Genomic DNA, 23,320 nt, shown 5'->3' with positions numbered 1-23,320 from the left:
GTTGGCAGTAGACCCTTGCAAGTGATTCCTTGTGTTGGCAGTAAACCCTTGCAAGTGAGAGCTATCACTACGAAGGTTAGACACGGTTATAGAAGTAAAATTGTAGAAGTTCAACACAAGGAAAATGACTGACACATCTGAATACTTCCCTAACCGAATAGACCGTATTGAACAAATAATCTTGGGGTTGGCTCAAAGACAAACTAGTACACAAGAACAATTAGACAATTTAACTATTAGACAAGTTAATACTCAAGCACAACTGGATGAACTAAGCCAGGAAATGAGAGAGCTTACCAGTAACGTTGACCGTGTTCTGGGTCGTAGTGCGATTTTGGACGATGTGTTACTTGAGTTACGTGATAGCCATGAACAACATCAGCGTAATTTTGAAGAACATCAGCGCACTACAAATGCTGCATTACAAAGTCTTGAGTCTATATTGTTGCAGTTGATTAGAAATAATTCTTGAAATGCGATTGTTGGAGTTAAACCAATTCGCTTTTTCTTAATACTTCGGCTCCTTTCGACTTCGCTCAAGGCAAGACGCTCAGTACAAGTTCGCAATTACGTGAAAGTGACGGGGATTTAGACCCCGACACATAAACGTGCTGCCTATAGAGATAGGGGACTTAAACCCCCAAAGTCTGTTAACGACCGCATCTTAAAGACTACTCTAGAGTATCGTCTTTAGATTGTGGCAATGATGTACGCTCTGGCTTAATAAGCGTACTAATAGCCGCTATACCTCCCCCTACGCTTGCAGCCAGAGGTATATAAGCCGGGTCTTTTGCCGCCAGTGCGACCGAAGCTATCAGAGAGACTGTCAAAGAAGAAATGATAAGCTTGATATACATCTTAGTCCTTTTTTACATAAAGAAGGAATCAGGCTTAGTGATTACCAGTCACTAAGCTTTTATTAGCATTTAGGCAAAAACACTTCTAAATAACGGGACTTAAACTTTTTTTAGGCAGAAACAAGCCTCAAACCCATACAGAACAAGGAAAATACACCAAAGGCTCAAAAATGCTTGAAACCCAGATATATCAAGAAACTAGGCAGAACGATGTCAAAGTCTCTCTGTATATACATTTGAGTGTTTTTTCTGGCTACTTTTTGTCTAAGTCCCAATAATAGAAATGGTTGAACCTCTATTTAAAGCTTGCCGGAAAGCTTGTGTAGCCACAAGTATGCTCCGAAGTTCGACGTTGGTGGGTGTTGCAGCGTCTCAATCTCCATCATCCATGCTCTCACACAGCCTTCTTGCCCATAATCCGCAGAAATATTTTCTCCAATTCAATCCAGACAAACATTAAGGCACTGAAGCCAATACAAACCCCCAACTCTTGCAGATTCAGGTAGTGAGTACCAAAGAAATCTCGCAGGGGTGGGACGTAAACTAGCATCAACTGCAAAATCGTGGTGACAACAACAGCCGCTAGTACAAATATATTGGAAAAGGGATTCATTTCGATGGCCAGTCGGTTGTTGGAGCGAATGGCGATCGCATGACCCATTTGGGCGAGACACAAGGTAGTGAATACCATTGTCTTCCAAGCATCCCGATTGCCCTGATACTCAGGGGCATGGGTATGTTGATAAGCCCACCACATCAAGGCAATGCTGATAATGGCAAAAATGATCCCAATACGAATCATGTAAGAACCCAATCCCCTAGCGAAAATACTTTCGCGGGGACTAAAAGGCGGACGTTGCATCACATCAGGTTCTGGAGGTTCCACAGCTAATGCCAAGGCTGGTAAACCGTCTGTTACCAAGTTCATCCAGAGAATTTGCAAGGGAGTAAGGGGAACGCCTCCCAAACCAATTAAGGGTGCAGCTGCAATTGTGAGAACTTCGCCAATGTTACTGCCCAGAATGTATTTAATAAAGCGGCGAATATTGGTGTAAACAACTCTACCTTCCTTGGTGGCGCTGACAATGGTGGCAAAGTTGTCATCAAGTAACACCATGTCACTGGCTTCTTTACTTACATCAGTGCCAGTAATGCCCATTGCAATACCGATGTCGGCTTGTTTGAGGGCTGGGGCATCGTTAACACCATCGCCTGTCATCGCCACAAATCTACCCCGGCGTTGCAGTGCTTGGACAATTCGCAGTTTGTGTTCTGGGGAAACTCTGGCATAGATGCTGACCAAGTCAACATTTTGCTCTAATTCCTGGTCACTCATCCGTTGCAATTCTTGACCTGTGAGGACGCGGTCGCCTTCTTGGGCAATTCCCAAATCGGTAGCGATCGCTCGTGCTGTTAATTGGTGGTCACCAGTAATCATTACTGGGCGAATGCCTGCATCCCGACACTCTTGGACTGCTGCCCTTACCTCTGGACGTGGCGCATCTAACATTCCCACCAATCCCAACCATACCAAGCCTTGCTCGGATGTTTCGTCTGAACCTTCCGGTGGAATTTCTGCCAGGGGTTTGTAGGCAAAACCTAGCACCCGCAAACCTTTACTCGCCATAAGGTCATTTTCTGCCAAAATTCTCTGACGTTGTTCTTCGGTCAAGGGGGCTGAGTGATTGCCCAAATGAATCTGAGTAGAACGTGCCAAGGTTAACTCTGGAGAACCTTTGGTAAACATTAAGTAAGGTTCAGATTGGATAAAACTAGCGATCGCAGGGTCAATGCCTCTCGAAGACGCATCACCTGTAGCGACTCCCTCCACCTGAGAAATTACGCTCATCCGTTTCCGTTCTGAGGAGAAGGGGAACTCCGCAACGCGAGGTAATTTACTGTTCCACTGGTCTTTTTCAATTCCAGCTTTTCCCGCCAGTGTTAACAATGCCCCCTCTGTGGGATCTCCCAAAATCGCCCATTCCCCTTGTTCTTTTTGCAACACCGAATCATTACAAATAGCACAGGCGACTGATAACGCTGAGATTTCTGGAGACGCCTCTAGGGAAATTTTTTGGCCATCTAACTGAAAGTCCCCTGTGGGAGCGTAACCTTCGCCGATGACGCGAAAAGTTTTGTTATTGGTGAAAACCGATTGCACCACCATTTTATTTTGCGTCAACGTACCGGTTTTATCAGAACAGATGGTAGTTACAGAACCCAATGTTTCCACTGCTGGGAGTTTGCGAATCAAGGCATTCTGGCGCACCATTCGCTGGGTTCCCAGCGCCAAGGTGACGGTAATTACAGCAGGTAAACCTTCTGGCACCACAGCAACCGCCATACTCAAGGAAACTTCCAAGAGTTCTTGGATGTTGCTAAAACCTCTGTCCTTGATGACACCACCGATAACGACGATCGCCACGAGAATCAAGGAACCCGTAACCAGGACGTTGCCTAGTTGAGTCATCCGTTGCTGTAACGGCGTAGGTTCACTTTCCACCGCCTGCAACATGGTGGCAATTTTGCCGAGTTCTGTAGTCATTCCGGTGTTAGTCACCAGAACCTTGCCTCGTCCTTGGACTACTTCAGTTCCTTGAAATACGACATTTAGGCGATCGCCTAATGATGTTTCCTCTGGCAATTTTAATGATGCCTGTTTATTCACGGCTTCGGCTTCACCAGTCAATGCCGACTCACGCACTTGTAAATTAGACTGTTCTATCAAGCGTCCATCTGCGGCTATCTGCATCCCAGCTTCCAGCAGCATTACATCCCCTGGGACTAGTTCCTTGGCTGCTATCTCCACTAGTCTAGCGTCGCGGATGACGCGCACTAAGGGAGAGGTCATTTTTTTCAAGGCTGCCAAGGCTTTTTCGGCACGGCTTTCTTGGACGTAGCCAAGTATGCCATTCAGGATGACAATTGCTAAGATAGCGATCGTATCTTTAAATGGCACTTCACCAGGCTTCAAGCGACCCTCCCGCAAAGCCATCAGGTCTAAAAAGCCAGAAATCAGAGCTACACCAATCAGCATCAACAACATAATGTTCTTGAACTGATCCAGCAGGATTTCCCAAGTACTACGGCCAGCAGTTTCTTCAAGTTCGTTGGCCCCGTACTTTTGCAATCTCTGTTGAATTTCTTGGGGTGTTAAGCCACTGTCTGCATTACTATCGAGCAGGTCTAGCGCTTTATCAACTTCTAAACTATGCCAAACGGCGGCACCTTCAGGCAGAGAATTAGCAGACATCGTGTAGGTCACAGCAAATGGTTACAAAATTTGATCATAATTTAGTGATGGCAGGAATTCCATCTTCTAAAGTTACATTAAGGCGATCGCCCAGTTGCATGAGTGTATCTGTAATTCTTAACATTTGTAAATTTATTTTTTTTGAGATAGTGTTATCTCTCACGAAAGAGTTTTTCGGAATACATTGTACCGATAATTATGAGTAATAGAGCTTTGAGGCTTAGTTACAGAGCATCTGCGACAATTAATTTTAGGCTGCCATTGCTTTAATTTACATCTAGTCAATAGCCAAAATGCATGGCACGATTGCATTTTATTTTGAATTTTGTCCAAAGTTGAGCCAGTCGCTTTTGCGTATTTCCGCGCTCAAGTGAACTGGCGTGCCAGTAGGGTTACCCGAACTAGGAAACTTTTCAAGGCAAATTTTGAATTTTGAATTGCTTAAGCGTGCTAAACCGTTCAAGAAATATGATTAATTAATATGAGTTTTGCACTCCCCACTTTGACCGTTAGCCAGATGTTTGGGCAAAAAACAATTCGACCGCTTACTGCTGCTACCCTGTGTGGCATTACTTTCATCAAAGATAGACTGATTGCCATTGACAGTATTAAAGGGCATCTACTAGAAATTGATCCCACCTCTGACAACAGCAAAATTCTCAATCCCCATCAAGTTAAAGAATTTACCGATGTCACTGGTCTAGCTGCCTGGGAAGATACCCTGTGGGTGAGCCGAGAAAATAGTGTTTACTTGTGCAAGCTCAATGCTCTGGGTCTGGAACATTTTGTGACATTGCCTTATCCTGCTGACGGCGTTGCTGTTTGGGAAACAACAGTTTATGTCAGTTGCCAAAGGCTAGGCTACATTCTGATTTATGACCGCGAAACGCGAAAAGAGATTACCAGGTTTTATGCCCCAGGCGTTGGGATAGAGAATTTAGCAGTCACTCAGGAAATGCTGTGGATTTGCGATCGCACCGAACAATCAGTTTACGCGATGGATAGGGCCACAGGAGAACTTCAATTTAGTGTCCTGACACCCTTTGAATGTCCCACAGGCATAGCAATCCATAAAAATGCCGAAACAGGCAAAGAAAGTATTTACGTCGCTTACGCCTCAGAGGAGGCTTATATTCGGGATAACCCAAATGCTGATCCGAGTCATGAGCTAACATTCCGCGATCGCACTTTTATTCACCCTCTGTATTATCATTACCAACCAGATAAGCGTTACGCCCTCTCTAACGGCTATCTCATTGAAATGTCTTATGCTGAGGAAATTGCACCCCTAGACGAGGTTTATTTACCCGATGTCGAATGGCGCATCGCCCTACCATCGGAAACTGAGCGTCAAAAGGTGAAACACGTTGAACCCATTGGTATACCCTTCACCGAAGAAGTGATAGAGGGGCAACGTGTAGCAGTCTTTAAATTTGATTCTCTTGCCCCAGGTGAACGGCATATATTTGGCTGGAAAGCACTTTTGGAAGTTCGCGGCATTAAGTATCGCATCACACCCAGAGATGTGGAAAATATACCCGCTCTGTCCCCAGAATTACAAACACGCTACCTAGTGGATGACGACGATTTAGCAATGGATACTACCATTGTTCGCCGTGCCGCCAGAGAAGCGATTGGTTCTGAAACCAATGTGCTGCGGAAAATGCACAGCATCCGCAATTACGTTTATGATGAGTTATCCTACGGTATTAAACCTTACATTGACACACCAGATACAGTTTTAGAACGGGGCGTTGGTTCCTGTGGCGAATATGTCGGTGTCTTACTTGCCCTATCCCGTTTAAATGGCATCCCCTGCCGCACCGTAGGCAGGTACAAATGTCCTCCCCATAGTGACTTCGTAGGAGTACCGCTACAACCCGACTTTAATCATGTTTGGCTAGAATTCTACGTCCCAAATTTTGGCTGGTTGCCAATGGAATCAAATCCTGACGATATAGGTGAAGGTGGCCCTTATCCGACGCGCTTTTTTATGGGCTTATGCTGGTATCACATTGAAATTGGTAAAGGTATCACCTTTGAAACCGTGACAAGTCAAGGTGAGCGGCTAACCAAAGAAGATATCCCCATTGGCGATTTGGCGATTAATCATATTCGGTTCACAATTCTTAAAGAATTGCCGCCCTTTTAAATTTCTTCGATTTATTTACCCAAATTATGCTTTTTAATTAGCTCCTGGTTTTCAGGCTTATTGAGCCAGTCTTCTAGAGCCTCAGCGATCGTATCGCTGAGGTTTTTATCTTTAAGAGCTATCACAGCCCGAAACAATCGGTTTAACTCTGGAGAAACATAGCCCCGTAATTCCTTCTTTTCACTCATCAACCTTGCACAGCGTACAACCGCTTAATTTTTGCACAGCTTTTTAGGCTATGTTGATTTAGTAGTTTATCCTATTATCCGATTGTCCTATTTCGGCAGTATGATGGTGAGTGTTGGAATGCGATCGCCTTCCGGCTGGACACCAAGTAGAGCGATCGCTGATGTTTACCCCCATATTGGGAGATTAATAAATGATGACACAAGTGCAAGCCTTGGCTGAGTTTGAGCAATACTTTGCTCAACAAGCAAGAGCAATAGCATCAGAAGTAGGTACAAATTATTTTGTGCCATTTATGACTCAAGGCTTTTTGTCAGGGGCTGATTTTACCATCAATCAAATATCCTCTCAAGTGGCTTTTAATTTCAGTTCCCCTACTAGGCTTTTTATTTTCCTGGTTTTACCAAATGATTGTTCCAGTTTTTTGTTCGATAAAAAAAGGGCTATTTCTGGGCTGACTAGTTCTAATACTTGACTGCGAACTGTTTTTTCTATGCCTTCGAGGTCTGTCAGCTTACTTTTGTCTGCTTCTTCATACAGCAGTGTTGACAATTCTTGTAAGCAGGCTTTGATCCGTTCTTGTTTCTCTTGGTTCATTGTCAGCGATCGCACAGGGTTATTTCCCTTTACATTTTCCCAGAAAGGGTAAATCTTCCAAAACTGGATGCTCCCCCTTAACACTCTCTGCTTAACCACTCTTTTCGTCTACTTCTAAACTCTTGTTCCTATTCAAGTATTCTTCAAACAATTCAAAAAATTTCTGTAGTGCCTCATCCTCGTCTACAGAATAGAAAAGAATTATCTTAGACCATGACTGACCTGAGTTAATTCCATATTTTTCTTGAACCCATGATTGAAAACCTTCAAATTCCCTTTCTGGCTCAGTTGGAGGTACGCCAACTTCTCTTCTAGCAAAACTATATCCTCGCAAAAGCATATCTAGTCTAGTAATTGAACTAGTTCCTAAATACATTCCTGGTCTTTTCTTTATAGCACCTAGAATCTCCTTGTAAATATCAAACCGAGGAAACATCAAATCCTGACGAAGCCTTAAAATGTCTTCACTTTCTTGCCTTTTTGAATTATTTTTCTGCTTTATGAACTTTTCAAAGAGTTCAAAAAACATATAGAAAGCATCTTTTTCACTACTAGAAAGAAACAGAATTATCTCAAGCCAAGATTGAGTTATATTAGTTTTTGCTCTTTCTTGCATCCATTCATTAAATCCTTCCATTGGGTAGCCTTCGGGAGTTAATCCTAAGTTACTTAGTTGACTTAAATACCCCCCGACAAAGAAATCAAGACAAGTAATTGATGGCTTATCTATGTATATGACTGGGTTATCTTTAATCTCTTGGAGAAGTCTAGAGAGATTATTCATATTGATTACTCCAATTTAATTTAGCGAGTAGGGTGTATTATGCCTGAGAGTACGGCACCTTAACACTCTCTGCTTATATTTTCGTCTACTTCTAAACTCTTGTTCCTATTCAAGTATTCTTCAAATAATTCAAAAAAGTTCTGTAGTGCCTCATGCTCGTCTACAGAATAAAAAAGAATTATCTTAGCCCATGACTGACCTGACTTAATTCCATATTTTTCTTGAACCCATGATTGAAAACCTTCAAATTCCCTTTCTGGCTCGCTTGGAGGTATGCCAACTTCTCTTCGAGCCAGACTGTATCCTCGCAAAAGCATATCTAGTTCAGTGATTGGACTAGTTCTTAAGTATATACCCGGCCTTTTCTTTATGCCCTTTAGAATCTCGTTGTAAATATCAAATTGACGAAACTTTGAATTATCTTCAGTAGGGCTAGCTTTTTCTTCACTTTCTTGAATTTTGGAATCATCTTTGTGTTTTAGAAACTGCTCATATTCTTCAAAAAAACTATAGAATGCATTTCTCTCAGTCCGACAAAAAAACAGAATTATCTCAGCCCATGATTGTGAAACTGTAGTTTTTACTCTTTCTTTCATCCACTCGTCAAATCCTTCCATTGGGTAGCCTTGTGGATTTAATCCGAAATGCTCTATTCGACTTAAATACCACCCCCTTACAAAGGAATCAAGGTGAGTAATTGATGGCTTATCTATGTATTTGACTGGGTTATCTTTAATCTCTTGGAGAAGTCTAGAGAGATTATTCATATTGATTATCTACACTTTAAAACAAGTATCCTGAGTTACGAAAATCAGAGCGTCCAAATATCTTACTATGATATACCAGGTTATTCATCCACTGCTGCCTCGGAAGCCCCTCTGGGCGGTGATTATCGAAAACCCTTACTTCTCCATTGATCTTAATCGCAATTCCTTCATGATGACCATTGGTTGCAATTCTAAGCTCTAAGCTATCATCATATATGAAGTCATCGTCTCTCACTATTTTGACAGCATCAAGTTTAATGCGCTCTCCATGAATACCTTTCTCTCTCAAGTAAGCCTCAATTTCAGCAGCGCATGGAACACACTCTTCATTTTTATAGGGATCTACAATGTCGCGGATGTCTTGAAGAACTTCAGGAGTAACTTTTGCTGACTCATCAGGTAAACTACTTGCGAATGGAACATTAGGATTGTACGGTTCTGGATCATTCGTATTTACTATTCCGTCATTATCATTGTCTAGGTCAATTGAATCTGGAATGCCATCTTTATCAAAATCAGGAATTCCAGGAAAAGTAAAAAATCCAGACTCCTTTTTCAACAAACGCTCATCTGCTGGCGTAAGAGGGTCGTCTGTTTCTTGCCCTGGAATTACAATTGTAGGAGCATGAATCTTATCTCCAGGATTTAATATGCCTCCTGCTGGCATTGAACTAATTAAACCTTGCCAGTCAGAAGGATTAAGTAATCTAACTGCCGCATCACGCTTTTGTTGGGGCCAATCTTTCCAATCAACAGGCTGCTGAACTTCAGTAGGATATACCCCACGAGAATAAGGAGTACCGTTAATGGCGTAAACAGTAGTCGTTCCACACTGAGCATCAGGTGCTTGGATTAAATCAATAGTAAAGGGGTAAGAAAAACGCCGAGTAATATGGAACTTACAGGCATCAGGGTCGCCGTTTCCAGCATCGCCAGTTTGGTAGTGAAGCGCAACACAAACACCATCATGAGGATTAGCTTGACAATATCGTTCAGCAGCCTTTTTTTGAGCCTGCTGATTTTGACCGAGATTCCAGATATAAAAAGCAACAACGCCAGATAGGCGCATATCCCCAACAATTGTAGCGCCAGCAACAGTTTGAACAGAAGAAGTAGTAGTTCCAGCAGCTGTAGTAGTGGTAATGGTTGAAGCACCAACACCCGCAGAAGTGGGAGCAGCAACAGCAGGAGCTACTTCAGAGCCTATAGCAGCGGCACATTCAGGTTTAACAGCACAAGCATCCAATGACGACAGGAAGGCAAAAGCTGGTTTAGGAAAAACTCCCTTAAATATTAAAAGTAAAAGAAACGTCCAAATTCCTACTAATCTAGATACAGATTTATTTGTGGTTAATCGCACTAGTCTTAACTCCTCACAACCAAAGATAAAAATCGGTGTAGTTTACATCTAGGTTGTCTGACAGGAGTCGAGAATGAGGTCAGTAAAAGTACGAGGATTTAGCAGCTGTTTTTTGAAGATTGAACCAATATCAAGAGGTAAACCAATTAGCTATTAACTCTTAAACTTGGCAGTGGATACGATTGATGCTGCTTAAAATCGGCAAACTCACAGATGGAGTTAAATGGGCAAAAGCGGCAATGAGAGCCAGGATTGGGAGGGAATATTTTACTGAAATTACTAGTTTGTTCCTGATATTTTTGCAAATCGTGCTGGTGCTTGTGGGCAATATTAGCTAACTCAAATTTTAAGTATTCTAATTCACTATTATTGATACTGATTAACTCAGACTTTTTACATATTTCTAAATTATAAAATGATGCAACGGCTTCCCGTCCAGGGTAAAGATAACGAGCAGCTACTAAATAAACTAATGCCTGTCGTCGGTCAAAAGCCGACTTACCAGTTTTGAAATCCAAAATATGTAAAGTGCTATCAGATTCAATGAAAACGCAGTCCATAGCCGCATATAAGCGAAAGCAATAATCTTCTTGTTCAACTACTATCGGTTTAGGAAAGCCTTCATCACCCGGAGTTAATTGGATAATATCTTTATCCAAAAGCAACGGCGCATCGTGATATTTTTTCAGAATTTGCAGCACCCGTTGCTGGACTTGATCGCTTGAGTTGCCTAATTTAAGTAGCTGTGCAACTCTTTCTACACCATCTGCTTGCTTCAACAGATGCCTGTGATGATGAAACTCATAAATGCCTTTTTGGGCGAGTATGCCAATCCTCTGGGGCGCGGTGGCTTGCCCTAAAAGCGCTTTGACTTGTGGTTCGTGTTGCCGTGCTTTGATAAACCCCCGTCTCATCTGGCAATGCCAGCGTTCTTGCCCGGTTGCTGGGGCAACTAGAGACCAAAGGTGATAACTGGCAAAAGGTCGATCGGGGGTTGACATTGCTCAGAAACAGTGAGAGAAAATACGGTGGAGAGAAGTTTAAGCTAAGGCTTGCTTAGAAAAGAACTTCGGAGGATACTTGCTGCTACACACGCTTTGCGGGAAGCTTGAATAGTACTGATAATGTACGGGAGCAAGTGGCAAAAATGTCCAGCAAGATAAAATTTGGCACCGATGGATGGCGAGGAATTATTGCCGATGACTTTACTTTCCCCAATGTGCGGAAAGTAACAAGGGCGATCGCCATTTATTTAGACACAGCCTACACAAAAGATAGACCAGTACTTATTGCCTACGATACTCGCTTTTTAGCTGACCAGTTTGCCCAAACAGCGGCCCAAGTTTTGGCAGACTTGGGTTGGACTGTGAAAATTACTGATCGGGATTGTCCCACACCAGTAATTGCCTACAACGCCCGTCATCTAAATTCCGCTGGGGCGTTAATGTTTACTGCTAGTCATAATCCAGCACCCTACTGTGGAATTAAATATATACCCGATTATGCCGGGCCTGCCACTCCAGAGATTACTGATACTATTGTGGCAAATATAGAAAGCGCATCGGATGAGTTACCTGGAAGTAACCCATCAGGTTCAATTTCAATTTTCGATCCGAAACCTGATTACCTGCAATTTATCTACACTCTACTTGATGTAGAAAAGATTAAAAGCGCTAATTTAAAGGTAAAGTACGATGCTCTGTATTCTACCTCTCGCGGCTATTTAGATGAAGTTTTGCTTCATTGTGGCGTTCAGTTAGAAAGTTTCCACGATTGGAGGGATGTTTTATTTGGGGGTGGAATGCCAGAACCCAAAGGAGAACAATTAGTTGAGTTAGTGGAAGCAGTAGTTCGCGATCAAGCTGATTTGGGCTTGGCAACCGATGGAGATAGCGATCGCTTTGGTATTGTAGATGAACAAGGAAACGTCCTTACTCCTAATACTGTGCTGCTACTTCTAGCACGTCATTTAATCAAAAACAAAGGTAAAACCGGCGCCATAGTCCGCACTGTCGCTACAACCCACCTGCTGGATAATTTCGCTGCTAAAAATGGGCTGCAAATTTACGAAACAGCAGTTGGTTTTAAATACATCGGCGAAAAAATGCGGGAAACTGCCGTATTAATTGGTGGAGAGGAATCAGGTGGTTTGAGTATTATCGGGCATATTCCCGAAAAAGACGGGGTATTAGCCGATATGCTGGTGGCAGAAGCGATCGCCTATGAAGGCAAACCCTTAAGCCAGCTTGTTAAAGAAGCGATCGCTGAAGCCGATGGCCCACTTTACAACAACCGCCTAGACTTGCACCTCACAGAGGCGCACAAAACCGCCGTCATCGACTCCTTTACTAAAAATCCACCTACAGAGGTAGCAGGAATTAAAGTTAAGGAAGTCGGGCGTAAAGACGGTATTAAGCTGTATTTAGAAGAAGGTAGCTGGGTTTTACTGCGTCCTTCCGGTACAGAACCACTGGTACGCGTTTACCTAGAAACCAACACTCCCGAAAAACTCACCCAAATCGCCCAAGAGTTAGAGAGTGCCATTGCTAAACTAGAGGCAGTAGCAGTTTAATCTGTCAGAGTTAGGAATTAAAAGTTAAGAGTTATGAATTAGGAGTTAAGAGTTGTAAATTAACAATTCTTAACTCCTGATTTCTAATTTTGAGCAAAATATAACTTTTAACTTCTATCTCCTAACTCCTCATTTCAATCAAACTATGAAAACTCTGGCTCCTTTTTTGACATCTCTAGTTGTAACGGTTTGGGTAATCGCGATCGCAATTATTTCAGTCCAAAATGCCACACCCGTATCGTTAAAATTCTTAACATTCCAATCGATTCAGATACCAATGGGTTTAGTGCTGGCTTTTAGTGCCGGTGTAGGGTTAATTGGCATGGCACTGCTGCAACCTCTCTGGGGACTTGCTGGTATTGGGCAGCGTAATTCTCGATTAGAAGACGATGCGGAATTTTTTGTTGACGATGAAGATTTTTGAGGTTTGATAGCTGTGCAGTATCAAAACATTATTACAATCGAACCAGGAAAACGAGGTGGTAAGCCTTGTATTCGAGGAATGCGAATTACTGTATACGATGTTTTATCATATCTTGCCTCTGGTATGACCTACGAGGAATTGCTTGATGACTTTCCTTATTTGACACAAGAGGATATTTTGGCTTGCCTAAGCTATGCGGCTGATCGAGAACGGCAAATGCTGACAATGCAAGCATGAAGTTATTGTTTGACCATAACTTATCACCTCGGTTAGTTGATCGACTAGCTGATATGTACCCAAACTCTCAGCATCTTTTTCTTATAAGCTTAGATCAAGCAGATGATCTAACTGTTTGGGAGTATGCCCGACAAAGTGGATTTACTGTTGTAACCAGAGATGCTGATTTTAATGAGTTGAGCATTTTGCGAGGATTTCCTCCGAAAGTGATTTGGATTCGTTATGGCAATTGTTCAACCAAACAGATTGAAGAGATTTTGCGATCGCATGTAGAGGATATCCAAGTTTTTGACAAAAATCCAGATTTGGGAGTTTTGACATTGTATTAGATTTGGAAATTATGAAAACTGAGTATGATTTTAGCCAGGGTAAGCGGGGAGCGATTGAATCAACACCAACAGGCAAAACTCGAATTACAATTCGCCTAGATGATGAAGTACTAGCATGGTTTCGTGACCAAGTTGACGCAGCAGGTGGGGAAATTACCAAACTTTGATTAACGATGCCTTGCGTGAGTACATTCAGCAGATCGAGAACGGCTATGAGTGCAGCTTATAAAGCAGATTTTAATTTGTGGATTGAACAGACAACCCAACTATTGCGATCGCATCGCTGGCAAGAAGTTGATGTAGAACATTTGATTGAAGAGGTTGAAGGCTTGGGCAAAAGTGAACGGCGAAGTATTGCCAGTCAACTAACTCGCTTACTTTTGCATTTGCTCAAGTGGCAATATCAACCCCAGCGTCGCTCAGATAGTTGGCTTGATTCCATCACTGATTCTCGCACCCAAATTGAGTTAGCCATAGAAGATAGTCCTAGTCTTAAGAGCTATCCTACAGAGCAGCTTGAGGAAAGCTATCAAAGGGCACGTCGTCAAGCAGCCAAGCAAACAGGGATACTTTTATCCGTGTTTCCAGAAGAGTGCCCATATTCTTTAGAGTTAGTGTTGGATGAAGACTGGCTACCGGAAGCAAGCGATATTTGATAAGTTTATTTGTGACTGTGTGGAATGAAGCGCACTACGCAGCCACTTAATATGCATTGGTGAGTCTTGCAAAAGTCGCTTTTACTTCTTCATCACTGGCAAAGTCTTCAGCATTGGCTTCAGCAATTCCCTTTTGAATTTCCTCAATTTGCCACTGATATATCTCTAGATAAGCGGCTACCGCCTCATTAAGTACGTAGTTGCGATCGCGATTTATTCCAGCTGCGATCGCATCAAGTGCAGCCTTGCGATCGCTATCTATCCGAAACGTAATATTTTCTTTGCTCATCGTCCCGTCAAATAAAGCTGTATTGGATAATATAACATTGCACTATTATGTTCCAATGTAACATTCTTAAAGCTGAACGTTACACAACTTTGCTATAGAGCAATGGAAAGACTTATAGAAATACATTAGTACAATGACCTATCGCCAAAGCTTGACTTGAGGAAACCCAACAATTTATCTATCTTCAGCAATCACATTACTTGTGCGTGGACGGTTTTTAGAGGCTTGCCGCAGGCATTGCAACTGTTAGGATAAAGGGTAGGAGGATTAATTATGTCCAATAAAGCCCAAGAGATATACAGCCAAGTTGTTTGTAACTTGTCACCAACTGAGCGGCTACGCTTGGCAACCCTGATTCTAAATGAGCTAGTCGAGCAAAACTTGTCGATCATTGAGCAAAGTGATACTTGGACTGAGCAAGATCAGGTTGATTTAGCATCCTTCTCCTTACAGTACGCAGCTTCAATTTTTCCTGAAAGTGAGGAGACAGTTTAGTGACATTCAATCCCGGTGATGTAGTCACAGTTGATTTTTCCGGTGTCACTGGTATATTGAGTCCATGAAGTTTGAGTGGGATGAGCGTAAAAACCAAAGCAACATCACAAAGCATGGTTTCGACTTTGCTGATGCTTTCCGCATCTTTAATCTACCCATGCTTGTCTACCTAGATGAACGAGAAGACTATGGAGAGGATCGGTATCTCGGTATTGGACTACTCGATGGTCGAATTGTAGTAGTTATTTACACCGAGCCAGGTGAAGAAATGGTTCGGATCATCTCATTAAGAAAGGCACTGTCTCACGAACGAAAAAGCTATGAACAATACCTCAAGAACCGATTGGGTTAGAGTCGATGCAATGAGTGACGAAGACATCGACACCTCAGATATTCCACCCTTGTCAGAAGAATTTTTTGCTAAAGCACAATTGCGAATGCCCAAGTCACCTGTAACAATAACAGTTAAGGTAGATCCTGAAACTTTTGCTTGGTTCAAAGAGCAGGGAGAGACTGCCGAACAGCAGATGGCTGTAGCATTAAAGATTTACGCAGAAGCACACAAAGCTTATCCAGCGTCTGAGGCGAAGTCAACCTAAATTGAATCTCTTTAACAATAACCTCAATGCAACTGACAAGCGATGTCTACGATGGTCACTGAGCTTGTCGAAGTGCGGGCTATGACGCTCGTTGCGCTAAAGCGTCTCCCCTTGGGAGAAGACTCGCTAACGCAACTCTTGGAGACGCACTCGCGTTCGCTATCGGCGTCGCAATTATCCAAAGCTCACACAACAGCAGCTAAGTTGGACAGTTTTGGGTTAGTTTTGCTTGCAGGTAATCAATAAAGTCCAGAATTTCTCTATCAGTGAGTTGTAGACGCGATCGCTTGCCATATTTTTGCTGCAAATACTCCCTTCCCTGCTCTGGAGTCCAATTTAATTGGGCTAAATATGTGTCACTTTGAGCTATCAAAACTGCATGAATTTCTGATGTCGTTGTATTAGCAGATGTTTGTATTGGCTCTTGATTTAAATTTTGAATTCTATTAATTTTGAAACTAACTTTTTGCCCTAGAGCTTGCAAATCAATTTCATTATGTCCATCCCAACTAACATCTACAGCTCGAGAAGTTACCGGATTATAAATTGTACAAAATACAATTGTTTTATCTCCAGGACTCACTGCGATCGTAAGTGGATGATGCAATTGTTCAGAAGTCAGGGCATCAAGTGAAAGCAACAAACTCTTAGAAAAATAAGATTCACTTCCTGAGCGGATAACATAAGGTTTGTCTGCCAAAATATGCAAATCAATTTTTTCTGTTTCTCCATGTGAAGTTTCCACTTTTTTATTAACTTCTATCCCTGTTATCACCCCAGTCAAGGCTCTCTCATAAATTGGGATTTGTCTTGTATCGTCGGATAGCATATACCAGCAGTGATCCGATTCTTTGCTGACAAAAACATATTGAGGTTTTGGGACTGCTCCAAATCCTAATTTAACTTCTATATTTTTGATGCAGGTTTTGGTAAATTTATTTATTGAGCAACAAGCCTTACGATTTGTAGCGTCAAGCTATGAGTTGCTTTACAGATATAATTCCCTAACCAGGAAGCTAATTAACATTAAAGCAGCGAAAATTACAAAATTTGGTGAATCTATGACAAACTTTCTGGATCAACACCTAGCGCATTCAACCTTTCAATTAACATTTTCACTTGTTGTTCTGCTTCCACACGTCGCTGTTCTTCAAAAGCTGTGCGTTCTTCCGCTTCCCTGACGCGTTCTTCTGGTGTCAGCAATTTTTGCCCTTCCTCGTCATACCAGTACAGCCACTCCCGCACTATACCTTGATAAATTCCCCGTTCTCGCCCAATTCCTAAACCAATCTCTGGCAGCCAAACGGGATTTCCTGACATTAAGATATATTCCCCATCAACTAGGTGATAGACCTCCAAAGGTGTCTTTTTACGCCGAAGCGGACTATATACAACGTAGTACGAAATCCCTAATTCTTTGGCATAGAATTCTTTCTTAGTGCTATATTCTTCCCGATATATTTGAGAAACAACTTCTAGTGCTAAAATTGGCAGCTTCTTTTCTTCCCACAGCACATAACTTAGGCGCAAGTCCTCATCAATGAAGCGTTTAACTCCTAAGCTAAGAAACCCATCAGGGACAATGGCTGGTTTGTCGGGGTGATAATAAATACCCATGTCAATACCAAAGAACCAATCCCAGCGATCGCACCAAACCAAAGCCAGTGTCGTTTTCAGTAAGCCGGGAATTAAATTTTGGAGTTCATTATCCACAGCAGTATCATCTGAGTCGGGTAGTTCTTCGGAAGATGGCAAACAATGCAGTGGATTGTAGTTTAACATGAGCGGTTTTGCCAAATCTGATTCTAGATAGATTGTACGTAATCTATTGATGTGCGATCGCAGCGCAAAAATAAAGAACCATTTTTAGTGACGCCGATAGCGTTCGCGAGTGCGTCTCCAAGAGTTGCGTTAGCGAGTCTTCTCCCAAGGGGAGATGCCAAAGGCGAACGAGCGTCATAGCCCGTCCTAGACATCGCCTGTGGATGTTTTCTCAGTATTCACAGACTCGTGATTGCAAAATTTTACATTAAATTCATGGTTTTTCGATGCTTATTAACAGAATCTCTAACTGACAATAGCAAAAAAGCGCGGAATATTTTTCTTTTGGTATGTACCGTTCCAAAAGCGTACCAAAAAAGGGTCGGTACAAAACCCGCCCTCAAAGCAATAAATATTTAAACTAAAAAAGCGATCGCTATCTAATTAGCGATTTGGGGTGCATTCAAAAAAACATTTGGCGCTTATTTTTTTGTTTTGCTAATGTCGGCATAGTTTTTAACGCATAATTTATGAATGCTATAGTTGAGCAAAGCAAAACTGAATGTTAGGATTTTTTCAAAATTATTATCTGCAATCAATTCATGACTAATGTTAGCGATGTCTACGACGGGCTACGCCTACGCTCTGATTTTGATAGCCCTTGGAAAGAAATTATAGAAGCCTATTTTCCCCAAGCAATGCATTTCTTTTTTCCAGAAACTTCTGCATTAATTGATTGGGAACGTCCCTACGAATTTCTAGATAAAGAATTTCAACAAATAGCTCGTGAAGCTGAACAGGGTAAGAGATATGCCGATCAATTAGTCAAAGTTTGGCAAACCCAAGGGGAAGAACTTTGGTTATTAATCCATGTTGAAATTCAGGCACAAAAAGAAGATAACTTTGCCAAGCGGATGTTTACCTACAACTTTCGTATATTTGACCGCTTTGATCAACCAGCAACAAGTCTTGCAATTCTCTGCGACCCAAACCGCGAATGGCGACCAAGCAATTACAGCTACAATTATCCCAATACTCGCTTAATTTTTGAATTTGGCAGTATTAAACTTTTGGATTACGAAAATCGCTTTCACGAGTTAGAAAATAGCGATAATCCATTTGCAACTGTCGTCATGGCGCATTTGAAAACGCAGCAGACACGCTCATCACCCGAACAACGCAAAATATGGAAATTCAGCTTAATTCGCAGGCTATATGATTTGGGCTTAGGAGAGCAGGATATTCGCAACCTATATCGATTTATCGATTGGGTTATGATATTACCAAAGGCATTGGAAAATCAGTTTTGGGAAGAGTTTAAACAATTTGAGCAGGAGCGGACTATGAGATATATAACTACAGGTGAGCGCATCGGCTACGAGCGCGGAAAACAAGAAGGTAAACAAGAAGGTGAACAAGAAGGTGAACAACGGCTTATTTTAAGGTTACTACAAAGACGAGTGGGAGAATTATCACCACAATTACAAGAGCGTATCCAATCTCTTTCTTTAAATCAGTTAGAAAACCTTGGCGAAGCTTTGTTAGATTTTACTGCTATGGAAGATTTGCTTAACTGGTTGCAAACAAATCAATCAGCTTAAAATCTATTTTTATGAAAATTGAGCAGTAGCAGACTATGAGATATGTAACTACAGGTGAGCGCATCGGCTACGAGCGCGGAAAACAAGAAGGTGAACAACGGCTTATTTTAAGGTTACTACAAAGACGAGTGGGAGAATTATCACCAGAATTGCAAGAGCGCATCAAATCTCTTTCTTTAAATCAATTAGAAACCCTTGGCGAAGCTTTGTTGGATTTTACTGCTATGGAAGATTTACTTAACTGGTTGCAAACAAATCAATCAGCTTAAAATCTATTTTTATGAAAATTGTAAAAAATACATCTACTCACTTACCGATACAGAATTTTTTTAATTAAGTTCGATGATTTGTTTTTACTTTACCGAATCAAACGTTACGAGTGAGTAACAAAAAGGGCAGGTACAAAACCCGCCCTCAAAGCAATCAATATTTAAACTAAACTAGCGATCGCAACTTAATTAGCGATTTGGGGCGCACTCAAAGAAACCTTTAGTGCATCGTCTTTTTGCTGTGCTAATGTCGGCACGGAATCACGCAATCTTGCTGTCAATTGTACAGTTGTGGCGTCATACATCTGAGTCAGCAATTTCGGATAGAAACCAATACCAATAATTGGAATTAACAAACAGGCAATGATAAATACTTCACGGGGTTCAGCATCTATCAAAGCTTGGTGAGAAACTAATTCCTTGTTCTCTTCTCCGTAGAAAATTTCTCGCAACATCGACAGCAGATAAATCGGAGTTAAAATTACTCCCACTGCCATCAAGAACACCACAATTACTTTGAAGGTAGAGCTATAAGCATCGCTAGTAGCAAAGCCAACAAATACCATTAATTCTGCCACGAAACCGCTCATCCCTGGCAGTGCCAAAGAAGCCATCGAACAGGTGGTGAACATGGCGAAAATCTTCGGCATTCTCTTAGCAACACCGCCCATTTCATCCAACATTAGGGTGTGTGTGCGATCATAAGTTGCGCCAACCAGGAAGAACAAACTCGCCCCAATTAATCCGTGGGAAACCATTTGTAACACTGCCCCACTCAATCCCAAATCGGTGAAGGAGGCAATACCAATCATCACAAAGCCCATGTGGGAAATTGAGGAGTAAGCAATTTTCCGCTTCAGGTTGCGCTGGGCAAAGGATGTCAAGGCAGCGTAGATGATATTAACTACCCCCAAAACCACCAACACTGGTGCAAAAAGAGCGTGGGCATCGGGGAGCATTTGGGCATTCATCCGAATTAAGGCGTAACCGCCCATTTTCAGCAGAATACCTGCCAATAACATGTGTACGGGGGCTGTTGCTTCACCGTGGGCATCAGGTAGCCAGGTGTGCAAGGGAATAATCGGCAACTTGACGGCGTAGGCAATCAGGAAGCCAGCATAGGCGGCAAGTTGGAAATTGAGGGCGAAGTCTTTTAAGGCGAGCGATCGCATGTCAAACGTCACCGTATCGCCGTAAAATCCCATTGTCAGGGCAGACAGCAAAATAAACAGCGAACCGCCAGCAGTGTATAAAATAAATTTAGTCGCTGCGTATTGCCGCCTTTTGCCTCCCCAAATCGACAGCAGAAAGTATATCGGCACCAGTTCCAGTTCCCACACCAGGAAAAATAACAGCATATCCTGGACAGCGAACACGGCAATCTGACCGCCATACATCGCCAACATCAAGAAGTAAAATAGCTTCGGCTTGAAGGTAACAGGCCAAGCTGCTAAAATCGCCAGCGTGGTAATGAATCCAGTCAAAATAATTAGGGGCATAGATAAGCCATCTGCCCCTACTGACCAATTCAAATCTAGTTGGGGTACCCAGGGGTAACTTTCGACCAACTGCAAATCTGGATTGGAGAAATCATACCCAGTATAAAAAGCATAAACAATTAGTGCAAAATCTATCAGCCCTACGATGAGGGAGTACCAGCGCACTGTTTTGCCTTCTTTATCCGGGATGATGGGAATCAGTAGTGAAGCGGCTATCGGCAACAGAATAATCGTCGTCAGCCACGGAAAATTAGCTGTATTCATCACAATTCGTCTGCTATCAAAATCATGTTTGGCAAAAAGTCACTAGTTATTAACTAACAGCTTTTTGGGGATTTCGTCTTCCTCGTTAGGTTGATTTAATTAAATTGGCAATCCCCCATTTTTTCTCTTGGGAGTCTCTTTTGACAGTTGCGGGTGCGGAATGTGCGTTGTGATACTCCCAGTCAAGTCAAAGATTTACCCTAAAAAAGCCGCTAAAATTATAGTTTAGGGGTGTGATGTCTACGACAAGCCGCTCCGCGTCTACGCGTAGTCCAAGCCATCCCTAAAAATACAAGATGCTGTTTGATGGTTGTTGAAAAAAGCGATTTGGTACAAAAAATCATCACAGAAGAACTAACCATAATGATAATCGCACAAATTGAAAGTCAGATTCGTTATGTCACCAACGTAAATGGAGAAACAACAGATGTACTCGTCCCTGTAGAACTTTGGCAACAGCTTATAAGTTCCATAAATTCTGATAACGTCAGTGGTTTAGCTTGGATTGATGAACGAGAGCCAAAAGCACAAATGTTAGCCGATCTGCAAGAGTCCGTGCGACAAGCAGCAGCAGGACAAACTTTCCCCGCTTCAGAGCTTTGGGACAATATCGAAGCCTAGATTTATGGCAGAAGTTCGCTTTACATCTCCCTTCAAACATGTCTTCAAACTCTGACTAAACAATGTCTGTACCATCAGCTTCATGAATGGTAACAGATAAGCAAGTAATAACACTAAGCTGCATATCTAATAATCTCCAATTCTGCTCCATTATTAACAGCTAACTCTGCTTTTTCTAAAACCTGTTCCGTAACTGCATCACTTAAATAATATTCACCGCAGTTATCACAAACTTCTGCTGGAACTTTTTTTAATACAATAATAGATTCATCTCTTTCTAATGTCACAGTTACTAAACCAGGTTTAGTTTCTCCATGCTGACAAATTACGCATTTCATCATCTTTGTCTCCTAGTTGTAAAACCATCTAACCAAATATTAGTATCAGGAATATAAGCTGTTACTACATATCCTGTATCTGTAGCTTCATCGTAGGAAAATACAACATGAATCGGCTTACCTTCTATAAAATCCAATATTAAATAACTGGGGTAGGGTGTATCATCAGGATTTTCTTCTATCACTTCTCCATAATAAATCACAGTTTTTACATCTTTTTGACTGATGCGACGATAGAACATTTGTTGGATAGCATGACGGGAGAAAACTAGATTTTGACAATACATGAATTATTTTTTTTAATTGTAATTAGTGATAAATTTATTATTTTCCTAAATGTTGGGCTTCTATTGCCCGCGATCGCATGTAAACATACAGTAATTTATCGTCGTGACCTTGACTACCCACGCAAATTAGAAATAATTGGTGATTTACAGAAGAATGCAGATCTGCCATAGAGTATCCTGCTCAAAACCTACAAAAACCTGCTTGTGTACCCCTCACAAACCGATAAACTCTCATTGGTCACCGTGCTTTCATGTCGGCAACTAGCCGCATTAGTCTGGCTGTAACCAGTTAAGGGTTGAAACTGTTTTTCGGTACTTCACGCTGATCCGTTTTCAGCCGCAGGGAATAGCCCAAAGAGCGCGCTTTTCCTGCCATGTTTGACAGATTCGCTTGCCAAATGTTGTGGCAAATTGCCCAGTACATCTGATGGGAGGAACCGTTGTAGCCGTAGAACTCTCCACCAGGGTTGATGTAGTGGATGAAGACTTGATCTGTATCGAGTGCGGGTGGAATGAAGGCAACAAAGGGTTCTTTGGTAAAACACTGCACCCAACGTTGCTGCCGGTTCGTGCCACGGGAATCTTTACTCTCCAGATCCACCAGATAGACAGTTCGCTTGCTTCCGCCTAACTGATCCTGGCGGATCACACGCTTGCCAAGAACGTAGGTTTCCCAACAGAACCCTTGCCGACAACCGGAGTTGACCAATCTCTTGTTCTGAGCAAGAACCGGAAAGGGAGTAGCTAGAAACAAAATCAGCGTTGCGATCGCAAATAGCTGATTAGGGATTAAATGTCGATTTTGGTACTTCACGCCCACCTTTCTCCAAATGTAGGGAATATCCCAAATATCTCGCTTTTGTAGCCATATTGCTGATATCTGCTTGTAAGGTGTCGTCCCACGAGGGGTTTTGTTTTCTACTTGTACCTGGTAAACATTACGGGGCTTACCTTCCAGTTGATATTGGCGAATGACCTTTTTGCTGAGAAGGTATAGTTCCCAGCAACTGTTGTCTCGACATCGAGAACTGACTAATCGTTTGCTTTGAGCGAAAACTGGAAAAGAAGAGGCTATGAGAAGACTCATAAATGTTGCGATCGCGGTTGGTTGACGCATAAGAAA

At 42.1% G+C, this 23,320-nt stretch carries 30 protein-coding genes and 1 pseudogene; 15 read left to right on the top strand and 16 right to left on the bottom strand.

Annotated features, from left to right (window positions below):
- The first annotated feature begins 124 nt into the window (after nucleotides 1-124).
- Nucleotides 125-472, top strand: coding sequence for a hypothetical protein (locus LC653_RS26020; protein ID WP_229497598.1), 348 nt, complete (start codon nucleotides 125-127; stop codon nucleotides 470-472).
- A 199-nt stretch (nucleotides 473-671) separates the two neighbouring features.
- Here LC653_RS26020 and LC653_RS26015 read toward each other — a convergent pair whose 3' ends face one another.
- Both LC653_RS26015 and LC653_RS26010 read right to left on the bottom strand, forming a co-directional pair.
- Complete coding sequence (locus LC653_RS26015; protein WP_229497597.1) at nucleotides 672-857, bottom strand: hypothetical protein; 186 nt, start codon at nucleotides 855-857, stop codon at nucleotides 672-674.
- 394 nt (nucleotides 858-1,251) lie between these two features.
- Nucleotides 1,252-4,110: a cation-translocating P-type ATPase gene (locus LC653_RS26010; RefSeq protein ID WP_229497596.1), complete on the bottom strand. Its 2,859-nt coding sequence runs from the start codon at nucleotides 4,108-4,110 to the stop codon at nucleotides 1,252-1,254.
- Between the two features lie 481 nt (nucleotides 4,111-4,591).
- On the opposite strand from LC653_RS26010, the gene LC653_RS26005 reads away from it, so the two are divergent.
- Complete coding sequence (locus LC653_RS26005) at nucleotides 4,592-6,262, top strand: transglutaminase-like domain-containing protein (RefSeq protein WP_229497595.1); 1,671 nt, start codon at nucleotides 4,592-4,594, stop codon at nucleotides 6,260-6,262.
- Between the two features lie 11 nt (nucleotides 6,263-6,273).
- Here the strand turns inward: LC653_RS26005 and LC653_RS26000 are convergent, their stop codons facing one another.
- Nucleotides 6,274-6,450: a hypothetical protein gene (locus LC653_RS26000; protein ID WP_229497594.1), complete on the bottom strand. Its 177-nt coding sequence runs from the start codon at nucleotides 6,448-6,450 to the stop codon at nucleotides 6,274-6,276.
- Between the two features lie 31 nt (nucleotides 6,451-6,481).
- Here LC653_RS26000 and LC653_RS25995 point away from each other — a divergent pair, with 31 nt between their 5' ends.
- The gene (locus LC653_RS25995; protein ID WP_229497593.1) at nucleotides 6,482-6,670 is read left to right on the top strand and encodes a hypothetical protein; all 189 of its coding nucleotides are present in this window, start codon (nucleotides 6,482-6,484) and stop codon (nucleotides 6,668-6,670) included.
- A gap of 132 nt (nucleotides 6,671-6,802) precedes the next feature.
- Here the strand turns inward: LC653_RS25995 and LC653_RS25990 are convergent.
- From LC653_RS25990 to LC653_RS25970, 5 genes and pseudogenes are all read right to left on the bottom strand, one after another.
- A pseudogene (locus LC653_RS25990) lies at nucleotides 6,803-7,045 on the bottom strand (ISKra4 family transposase); the annotation flags it as partial.
- Between the two features lie 91 nt (nucleotides 7,046-7,136).
- Nucleotides 7,137-7,829: a hypothetical protein gene (locus tag LC653_RS25985; protein WP_229497592.1), complete on the bottom strand. Its 693-nt coding sequence runs from the start codon at nucleotides 7,827-7,829 to the stop codon at nucleotides 7,137-7,139.
- A gap of 59 nt (nucleotides 7,830-7,888) precedes the next feature.
- Nucleotides 7,889-8,596 carry a hypothetical protein gene (locus LC653_RS25980; protein WP_229497591.1) on the bottom strand — a complete coding sequence of 236 codons (708 nt, stop codon included), beginning with the start codon at nucleotides 8,594-8,596 and terminating at the stop codon, nucleotides 7,889-7,891.
- A 16-nt stretch (nucleotides 8,597-8,612) separates the two neighbouring features.
- A complete protein-coding gene (locus LC653_RS46965; protein WP_229497590.1) occupies nucleotides 8,613-9,956 on the bottom strand; it encodes a papain fold toxin domain-containing protein in 1,344 nt (447 codons plus the stop codon).
- A 146-nt stretch (nucleotides 9,957-10,102) separates the two neighbouring features.
- On the bottom strand, nucleotides 10,103-10,957 hold the full coding sequence (locus LC653_RS25970; RefSeq protein WP_229497589.1) for a PD-(D/E)XK nuclease family protein: 855 nt from the start codon (nucleotides 10,955-10,957) through the stop codon (nucleotides 10,103-10,105).
- 146 nt (nucleotides 10,958-11,103) lie between these two features.
- On the opposite strand from LC653_RS25970, the gene LC653_RS25965 reads away from it, so the two are divergent.
- The 6 genes from LC653_RS25965 to LC653_RS25940 all read left to right on the top strand — a co-directional run bounded on the left by LC653_RS25965 (nucleotide 11,104) and on the right by LC653_RS25940 (nucleotide 14,174).
- Entirely contained in the window at nucleotides 11,104-12,528 is a 1,425-nt protein-coding gene (locus LC653_RS25965) for a phosphoglucomutase/phosphomannomutase family protein (protein WP_229497588.1), read from the top strand.
- 145 nt (nucleotides 12,529-12,673) lie between these two features.
- Nucleotides 12,674-12,952, top strand: a complete 279-nt coding sequence (locus LC653_RS25960) for a LapA family protein (protein WP_229497587.1) — start codon at nucleotides 12,674-12,676, stop codon at nucleotides 12,950-12,952.
- A 12-nt stretch (nucleotides 12,953-12,964) separates the two neighbouring features.
- The gene (locus tag LC653_RS25955) at nucleotides 12,965-13,189 is read left to right on the top strand and encodes a DUF433 domain-containing protein (RefSeq protein WP_012412401.1); all 225 of its coding nucleotides are present in this window, start codon (nucleotides 12,965-12,967) and stop codon (nucleotides 13,187-13,189) included.
- Complete coding sequence (locus LC653_RS25950; RefSeq protein ID WP_229497586.1) at nucleotides 13,186-13,518, top strand: DUF5615 family PIN-like protein; 333 nt, start codon at nucleotides 13,186-13,188, stop codon at nucleotides 13,516-13,518. Before LC653_RS25955 ends, LC653_RS25950 begins: the two co-directional genes overlap by 4 nt.
- A gap of 11 nt (nucleotides 13,519-13,529) precedes the next feature.
- Entirely contained in the window at nucleotides 13,530-13,685 is a 156-nt protein-coding gene (locus tag LC653_RS25945) for a BrnA antitoxin family protein (protein ID WP_229497585.1), read from the top strand.
- A 45-nt stretch (nucleotides 13,686-13,730) separates the two neighbouring features.
- The gene (locus LC653_RS25940) at nucleotides 13,731-14,174 is read left to right on the top strand and encodes a DUF29 domain-containing protein (RefSeq protein ID WP_229497584.1); all 444 of its coding nucleotides are present in this window, start codon (nucleotides 13,731-13,733) and stop codon (nucleotides 14,172-14,174) included.
- A 46-nt stretch (nucleotides 14,175-14,220) separates the two neighbouring features.
- On the opposite strand, the gene LC653_RS25935 is transcribed toward LC653_RS25940, so the two are convergent.
- Nucleotides 14,221-14,463 (bottom strand): CopG family ribbon-helix-helix protein, encoded by a 243-nt coding sequence (locus tag LC653_RS25935; protein WP_229497583.1) that lies wholly within the window; start codon nucleotides 14,461-14,463, stop codon nucleotides 14,221-14,223.
- A 273-nt stretch (nucleotides 14,464-14,736) separates the two neighbouring features.
- Between LC653_RS25935 and LC653_RS25930 the strand changes: the two genes are divergently transcribed.
- The 3 genes from LC653_RS25930 (at nucleotide 14,737) to LC653_RS25920 (ending at nucleotide 15,557) form a co-directional block, all read left to right on the top strand.
- On the top strand, nucleotides 14,737-14,958 hold the full coding sequence (locus LC653_RS25930; RefSeq protein ID WP_229497582.1) for a hypothetical protein: 222 nt from the start codon (nucleotides 14,737-14,739) through the stop codon (nucleotides 14,956-14,958).
- Nucleotides 14,959-15,022: 64 nt separating this feature from the next.
- Nucleotides 15,023-15,310: a BrnT family toxin gene (locus LC653_RS25925; protein WP_229497581.1), complete on the top strand. Its 288-nt coding sequence runs from the start codon at nucleotides 15,023-15,025 to the stop codon at nucleotides 15,308-15,310.
- Entirely contained in the window at nucleotides 15,279-15,557 is a 279-nt protein-coding gene (locus LC653_RS25920; RefSeq protein WP_229490262.1) for a BrnA antitoxin family protein, read from the top strand. The genes LC653_RS25925 and LC653_RS25920 overlap by 32 nt, the downstream gene beginning before the upstream one ends.
- Nucleotides 15,558-15,756: 199 nt before the next feature.
- Here LC653_RS25920 and LC653_RS25915 read toward each other — a convergent pair whose 3' ends face one another.
- Nucleotides 15,757-16,467, bottom strand: a complete 711-nt coding sequence (locus LC653_RS25915) for a hypothetical protein (RefSeq protein WP_229497613.1) — start codon at nucleotides 16,465-16,467, stop codon at nucleotides 15,757-15,759.
- A 149-nt stretch (nucleotides 16,468-16,616) separates the two neighbouring features.
- Nucleotides 16,617-17,339 (bottom strand): Uma2 family endonuclease, encoded by a 723-nt coding sequence (locus tag LC653_RS25910; RefSeq protein WP_229497580.1) that lies wholly within the window; start codon nucleotides 17,337-17,339, stop codon nucleotides 16,617-16,619.
- 581 nt (nucleotides 17,340-17,920) lie between these two features.
- On the opposite strand from LC653_RS25910, the gene LC653_RS25905 reads away from it, so the two are divergent.
- On the top strand, nucleotides 17,921-18,919 hold the full coding sequence (locus tag LC653_RS25905) for a DUF4351 domain-containing protein (RefSeq protein WP_229497579.1): 999 nt from the start codon (nucleotides 17,921-17,923) through the stop codon (nucleotides 18,917-18,919).
- Between the two features lie 35 nt (nucleotides 18,920-18,954).
- A complete protein-coding gene (locus LC653_RS25900; protein ID WP_372478224.1) occupies nucleotides 18,955-19,188 on the top strand; it encodes a DUF4351 domain-containing protein in 234 nt (77 codons plus the stop codon).
- 185 nt (nucleotides 19,189-19,373) lie between these two features.
- On the opposite strand, the gene LC653_RS25895 is transcribed toward LC653_RS25900, so the two are convergent.
- Nucleotides 19,374-20,951 carry an NAD(P)H-quinone oxidoreductase subunit 4 gene (locus LC653_RS25895; protein WP_229497578.1) on the bottom strand — a complete coding sequence of 526 codons (1,578 nt, stop codon included), beginning with the start codon at nucleotides 20,949-20,951 and terminating at the stop codon, nucleotides 19,374-19,376.
- 306 nt (nucleotides 20,952-21,257) lie between these two features.
- On the opposite strand from LC653_RS25895, the gene LC653_RS25890 reads away from it, so the two are divergent.
- Entirely contained in the window at nucleotides 21,258-21,572 is a 315-nt protein-coding gene (locus LC653_RS25890) for a hypothetical protein (protein ID WP_229497577.1), read from the top strand.
- Between the two features lie 113 nt (nucleotides 21,573-21,685).
- Here LC653_RS25890 and LC653_RS25885 read toward each other — a convergent pair whose 3' ends face one another.
- The 4 genes from LC653_RS25885 to LC653_RS25875 form a co-directional block, all read right to left on the bottom strand.
- A complete protein-coding gene (locus tag LC653_RS25885; protein WP_229497576.1) occupies nucleotides 21,686-21,913 on the bottom strand; it encodes a type II toxin-antitoxin system MqsA family antitoxin in 228 nt (75 codons plus the stop codon).
- Nucleotides 21,910-22,197, bottom strand: coding sequence for a DUF4258 domain-containing protein (locus tag LC653_RS25880; protein ID WP_229497575.1), 288 nt, complete (start codon nucleotides 22,195-22,197; stop codon nucleotides 21,910-21,912). Before LC653_RS25880 ends, LC653_RS25885 begins: the two co-directional genes overlap by 4 nt.
- A 37-nt stretch (nucleotides 22,198-22,234) precedes the next feature.
- Nucleotides 22,235-22,366 (bottom strand): hypothetical protein, encoded by a 132-nt coding sequence (locus LC653_RS46375; RefSeq protein WP_267923176.1) that lies wholly within the window; start codon nucleotides 22,364-22,366, stop codon nucleotides 22,235-22,237.
- 120 nt (nucleotides 22,367-22,486) lie between these two features.
- A complete protein-coding gene (locus tag LC653_RS25875) occupies nucleotides 22,487-23,314 on the bottom strand; it encodes a hypothetical protein (protein ID WP_229497574.1) in 828 nt (275 codons plus the stop codon).
- Nucleotides 23,315-23,320 lie beyond the last annotated feature (6 nt).

The sequence above is a fragment of the Nostoc mirabile CHAB5784 genome (assembly GCF_020829645.1).
In the GTDB taxonomy this organism is placed as follows: Bacteria; Cyanobacteriota; Cyanobacteriia; order Cyanobacteriales; family Nostocaceae; genus Nostoc; species Nostoc mirabile.
This window is presented reverse-complemented; position numbering and strand designations above follow the sequence as displayed.

What these genes read in the sequence shown, in the direction of transcription:
- LC653_RS26010 (WP_229497596.1), bottom strand. Translation starts at nt 4,110, where the DNA reads ATGTCTGCTAATTCTCTGCCTGAAGGTGCCGCCGTTTGGCATAGTTTA.
- LC653_RS25900 (WP_372478224.1), top strand. Translation starts at nt 18,955, where the DNA reads ATGAGATATGTAACTACAGGTGAGCGCATCGGCTACGAGCGCGGAAAA.
- LC653_RS25920 (WP_229490262.1), top strand. Translation starts at nt 15,279, where the DNA reads ATGAACAATACCTCAAGAACCGATTGGGTTAGAGTCGATGCAATGAGT.
- LC653_RS25980 (WP_229497591.1), bottom strand. Translation starts at nt 8,596, where the DNA reads ATGAATAATCTCTCTAGACTTCTCCAAGAGATTAAAGATAACCCAGTC.
- LC653_RS25925 (WP_229497581.1), top strand. Translation starts at nt 15,023, where the DNA reads ATGAAGTTTGAGTGGGATGAGCGTAAAAACCAAAGCAACATCACAAAG.
- LC653_RS25905 (WP_229497579.1), top strand. Translation starts at nt 17,921, where the DNA reads ATGACTAATGTTAGCGATGTCTACGACGGGCTACGCCTACGCTCTGAT.
- LC653_RS25965 (WP_229497588.1), top strand. Translation starts at nt 11,104, where the DNA reads ATGTCCAGCAAGATAAAATTTGGCACCGATGGATGGCGAGGAATTATT.
- LC653_RS25945 (WP_229497585.1), top strand. Translation starts at nt 13,530, where the DNA reads ATGAAAACTGAGTATGATTTTAGCCAGGGTAAGCGGGGAGCGATTGAA.
- LC653_RS26015 (WP_229497597.1), bottom strand. Translation starts at nt 857, where the DNA reads ATGTATATCAAGCTTATCATTTCTTCTTTGACAGTCTCTCTGATAGCT.
- LC653_RS26000 (WP_229497594.1), bottom strand. Translation starts at nt 6,450, where the DNA reads ATGAGTGAAAAGAAGGAATTACGGGGCTATGTTTCTCCAGAGTTAAAC.
- LC653_RS25885 (WP_229497576.1), bottom strand. Translation starts at nt 21,913, where the DNA reads ATGATGAAATGCGTAATTTGTCAGCATGGAGAAACTAAACCTGGTTTA.
- LC653_RS25880 (WP_229497575.1), bottom strand. Translation starts at nt 22,197, where the DNA reads ATGTATTGTCAAAATCTAGTTTTCTCCCGTCATGCTATCCAACAAATG.
- LC653_RS25985 (WP_229497592.1), bottom strand. Translation starts at nt 7,829, where the DNA reads ATGAATAATCTCTCTAGACTTCTCCAAGAGATTAAAGATAACCCAGTC.
- LC653_RS46375 (WP_267923176.1), bottom strand. Translation starts at nt 22,366, where the DNA reads ATGGCAGATCTGCATTCTTCTGTAAATCACCAATTATTTCTAATTTGC.
- LC653_RS25890 (WP_229497577.1), top strand. Translation starts at nt 21,258, where the DNA reads ATGGTTGTTGAAAAAAGCGATTTGGTACAAAAAATCATCACAGAAGAA.
- LC653_RS25940 (WP_229497584.1), top strand. Translation starts at nt 13,731, where the DNA reads ATGAGTGCAGCTTATAAAGCAGATTTTAATTTGTGGATTGAACAGACA.
- LC653_RS25930 (WP_229497582.1), top strand. Translation starts at nt 14,737, where the DNA reads ATGTCCAATAAAGCCCAAGAGATATACAGCCAAGTTGTTTGTAACTTG.
- LC653_RS25895 (WP_229497578.1), bottom strand. Translation starts at nt 20,951, where the DNA reads ATGAATACAGCTAATTTTCCGTGGCTGACGACGATTATTCTGTTGCCG.
- LC653_RS25935 (WP_229497583.1), bottom strand. Translation starts at nt 14,463, where the DNA reads ATGAGCAAAGAAAATATTACGTTTCGGATAGATAGCGATCGCAAGGCT.
- LC653_RS25910 (WP_229497580.1), bottom strand. Translation starts at nt 17,339, where the DNA reads ATGTTAAACTACAATCCACTGCATTGTTTGCCATCTTCCGAAGAACTA.
- LC653_RS26020 (WP_229497598.1), top strand. Translation starts at nt 125, where the DNA reads ATGACTGACACATCTGAATACTTCCCTAACCGAATAGACCGTATTGAA.
- LC653_RS25970 (WP_229497589.1), bottom strand. Translation starts at nt 10,957, where the DNA reads ATGTCAACCCCCGATCGACCTTTTGCCAGTTATCACCTTTGGTCTCTA.
- LC653_RS25875 (WP_229497574.1), bottom strand. Translation starts at nt 23,314, where the DNA reads ATGCGTCAACCAACCGCGATCGCAACATTTATGAGTCTTCTCATAGCC.
- LC653_RS25950 (WP_229497586.1), top strand. Translation starts at nt 13,186, where the DNA reads ATGAAGTTATTGTTTGACCATAACTTATCACCTCGGTTAGTTGATCGA.
- LC653_RS25960 (WP_229497587.1), top strand. Translation starts at nt 12,674, where the DNA reads ATGAAAACTCTGGCTCCTTTTTTGACATCTCTAGTTGTAACGGTTTGG.
- LC653_RS26005 (WP_229497595.1), top strand. Translation starts at nt 4,592, where the DNA reads ATGAGTTTTGCACTCCCCACTTTGACCGTTAGCCAGATGTTTGGGCAA.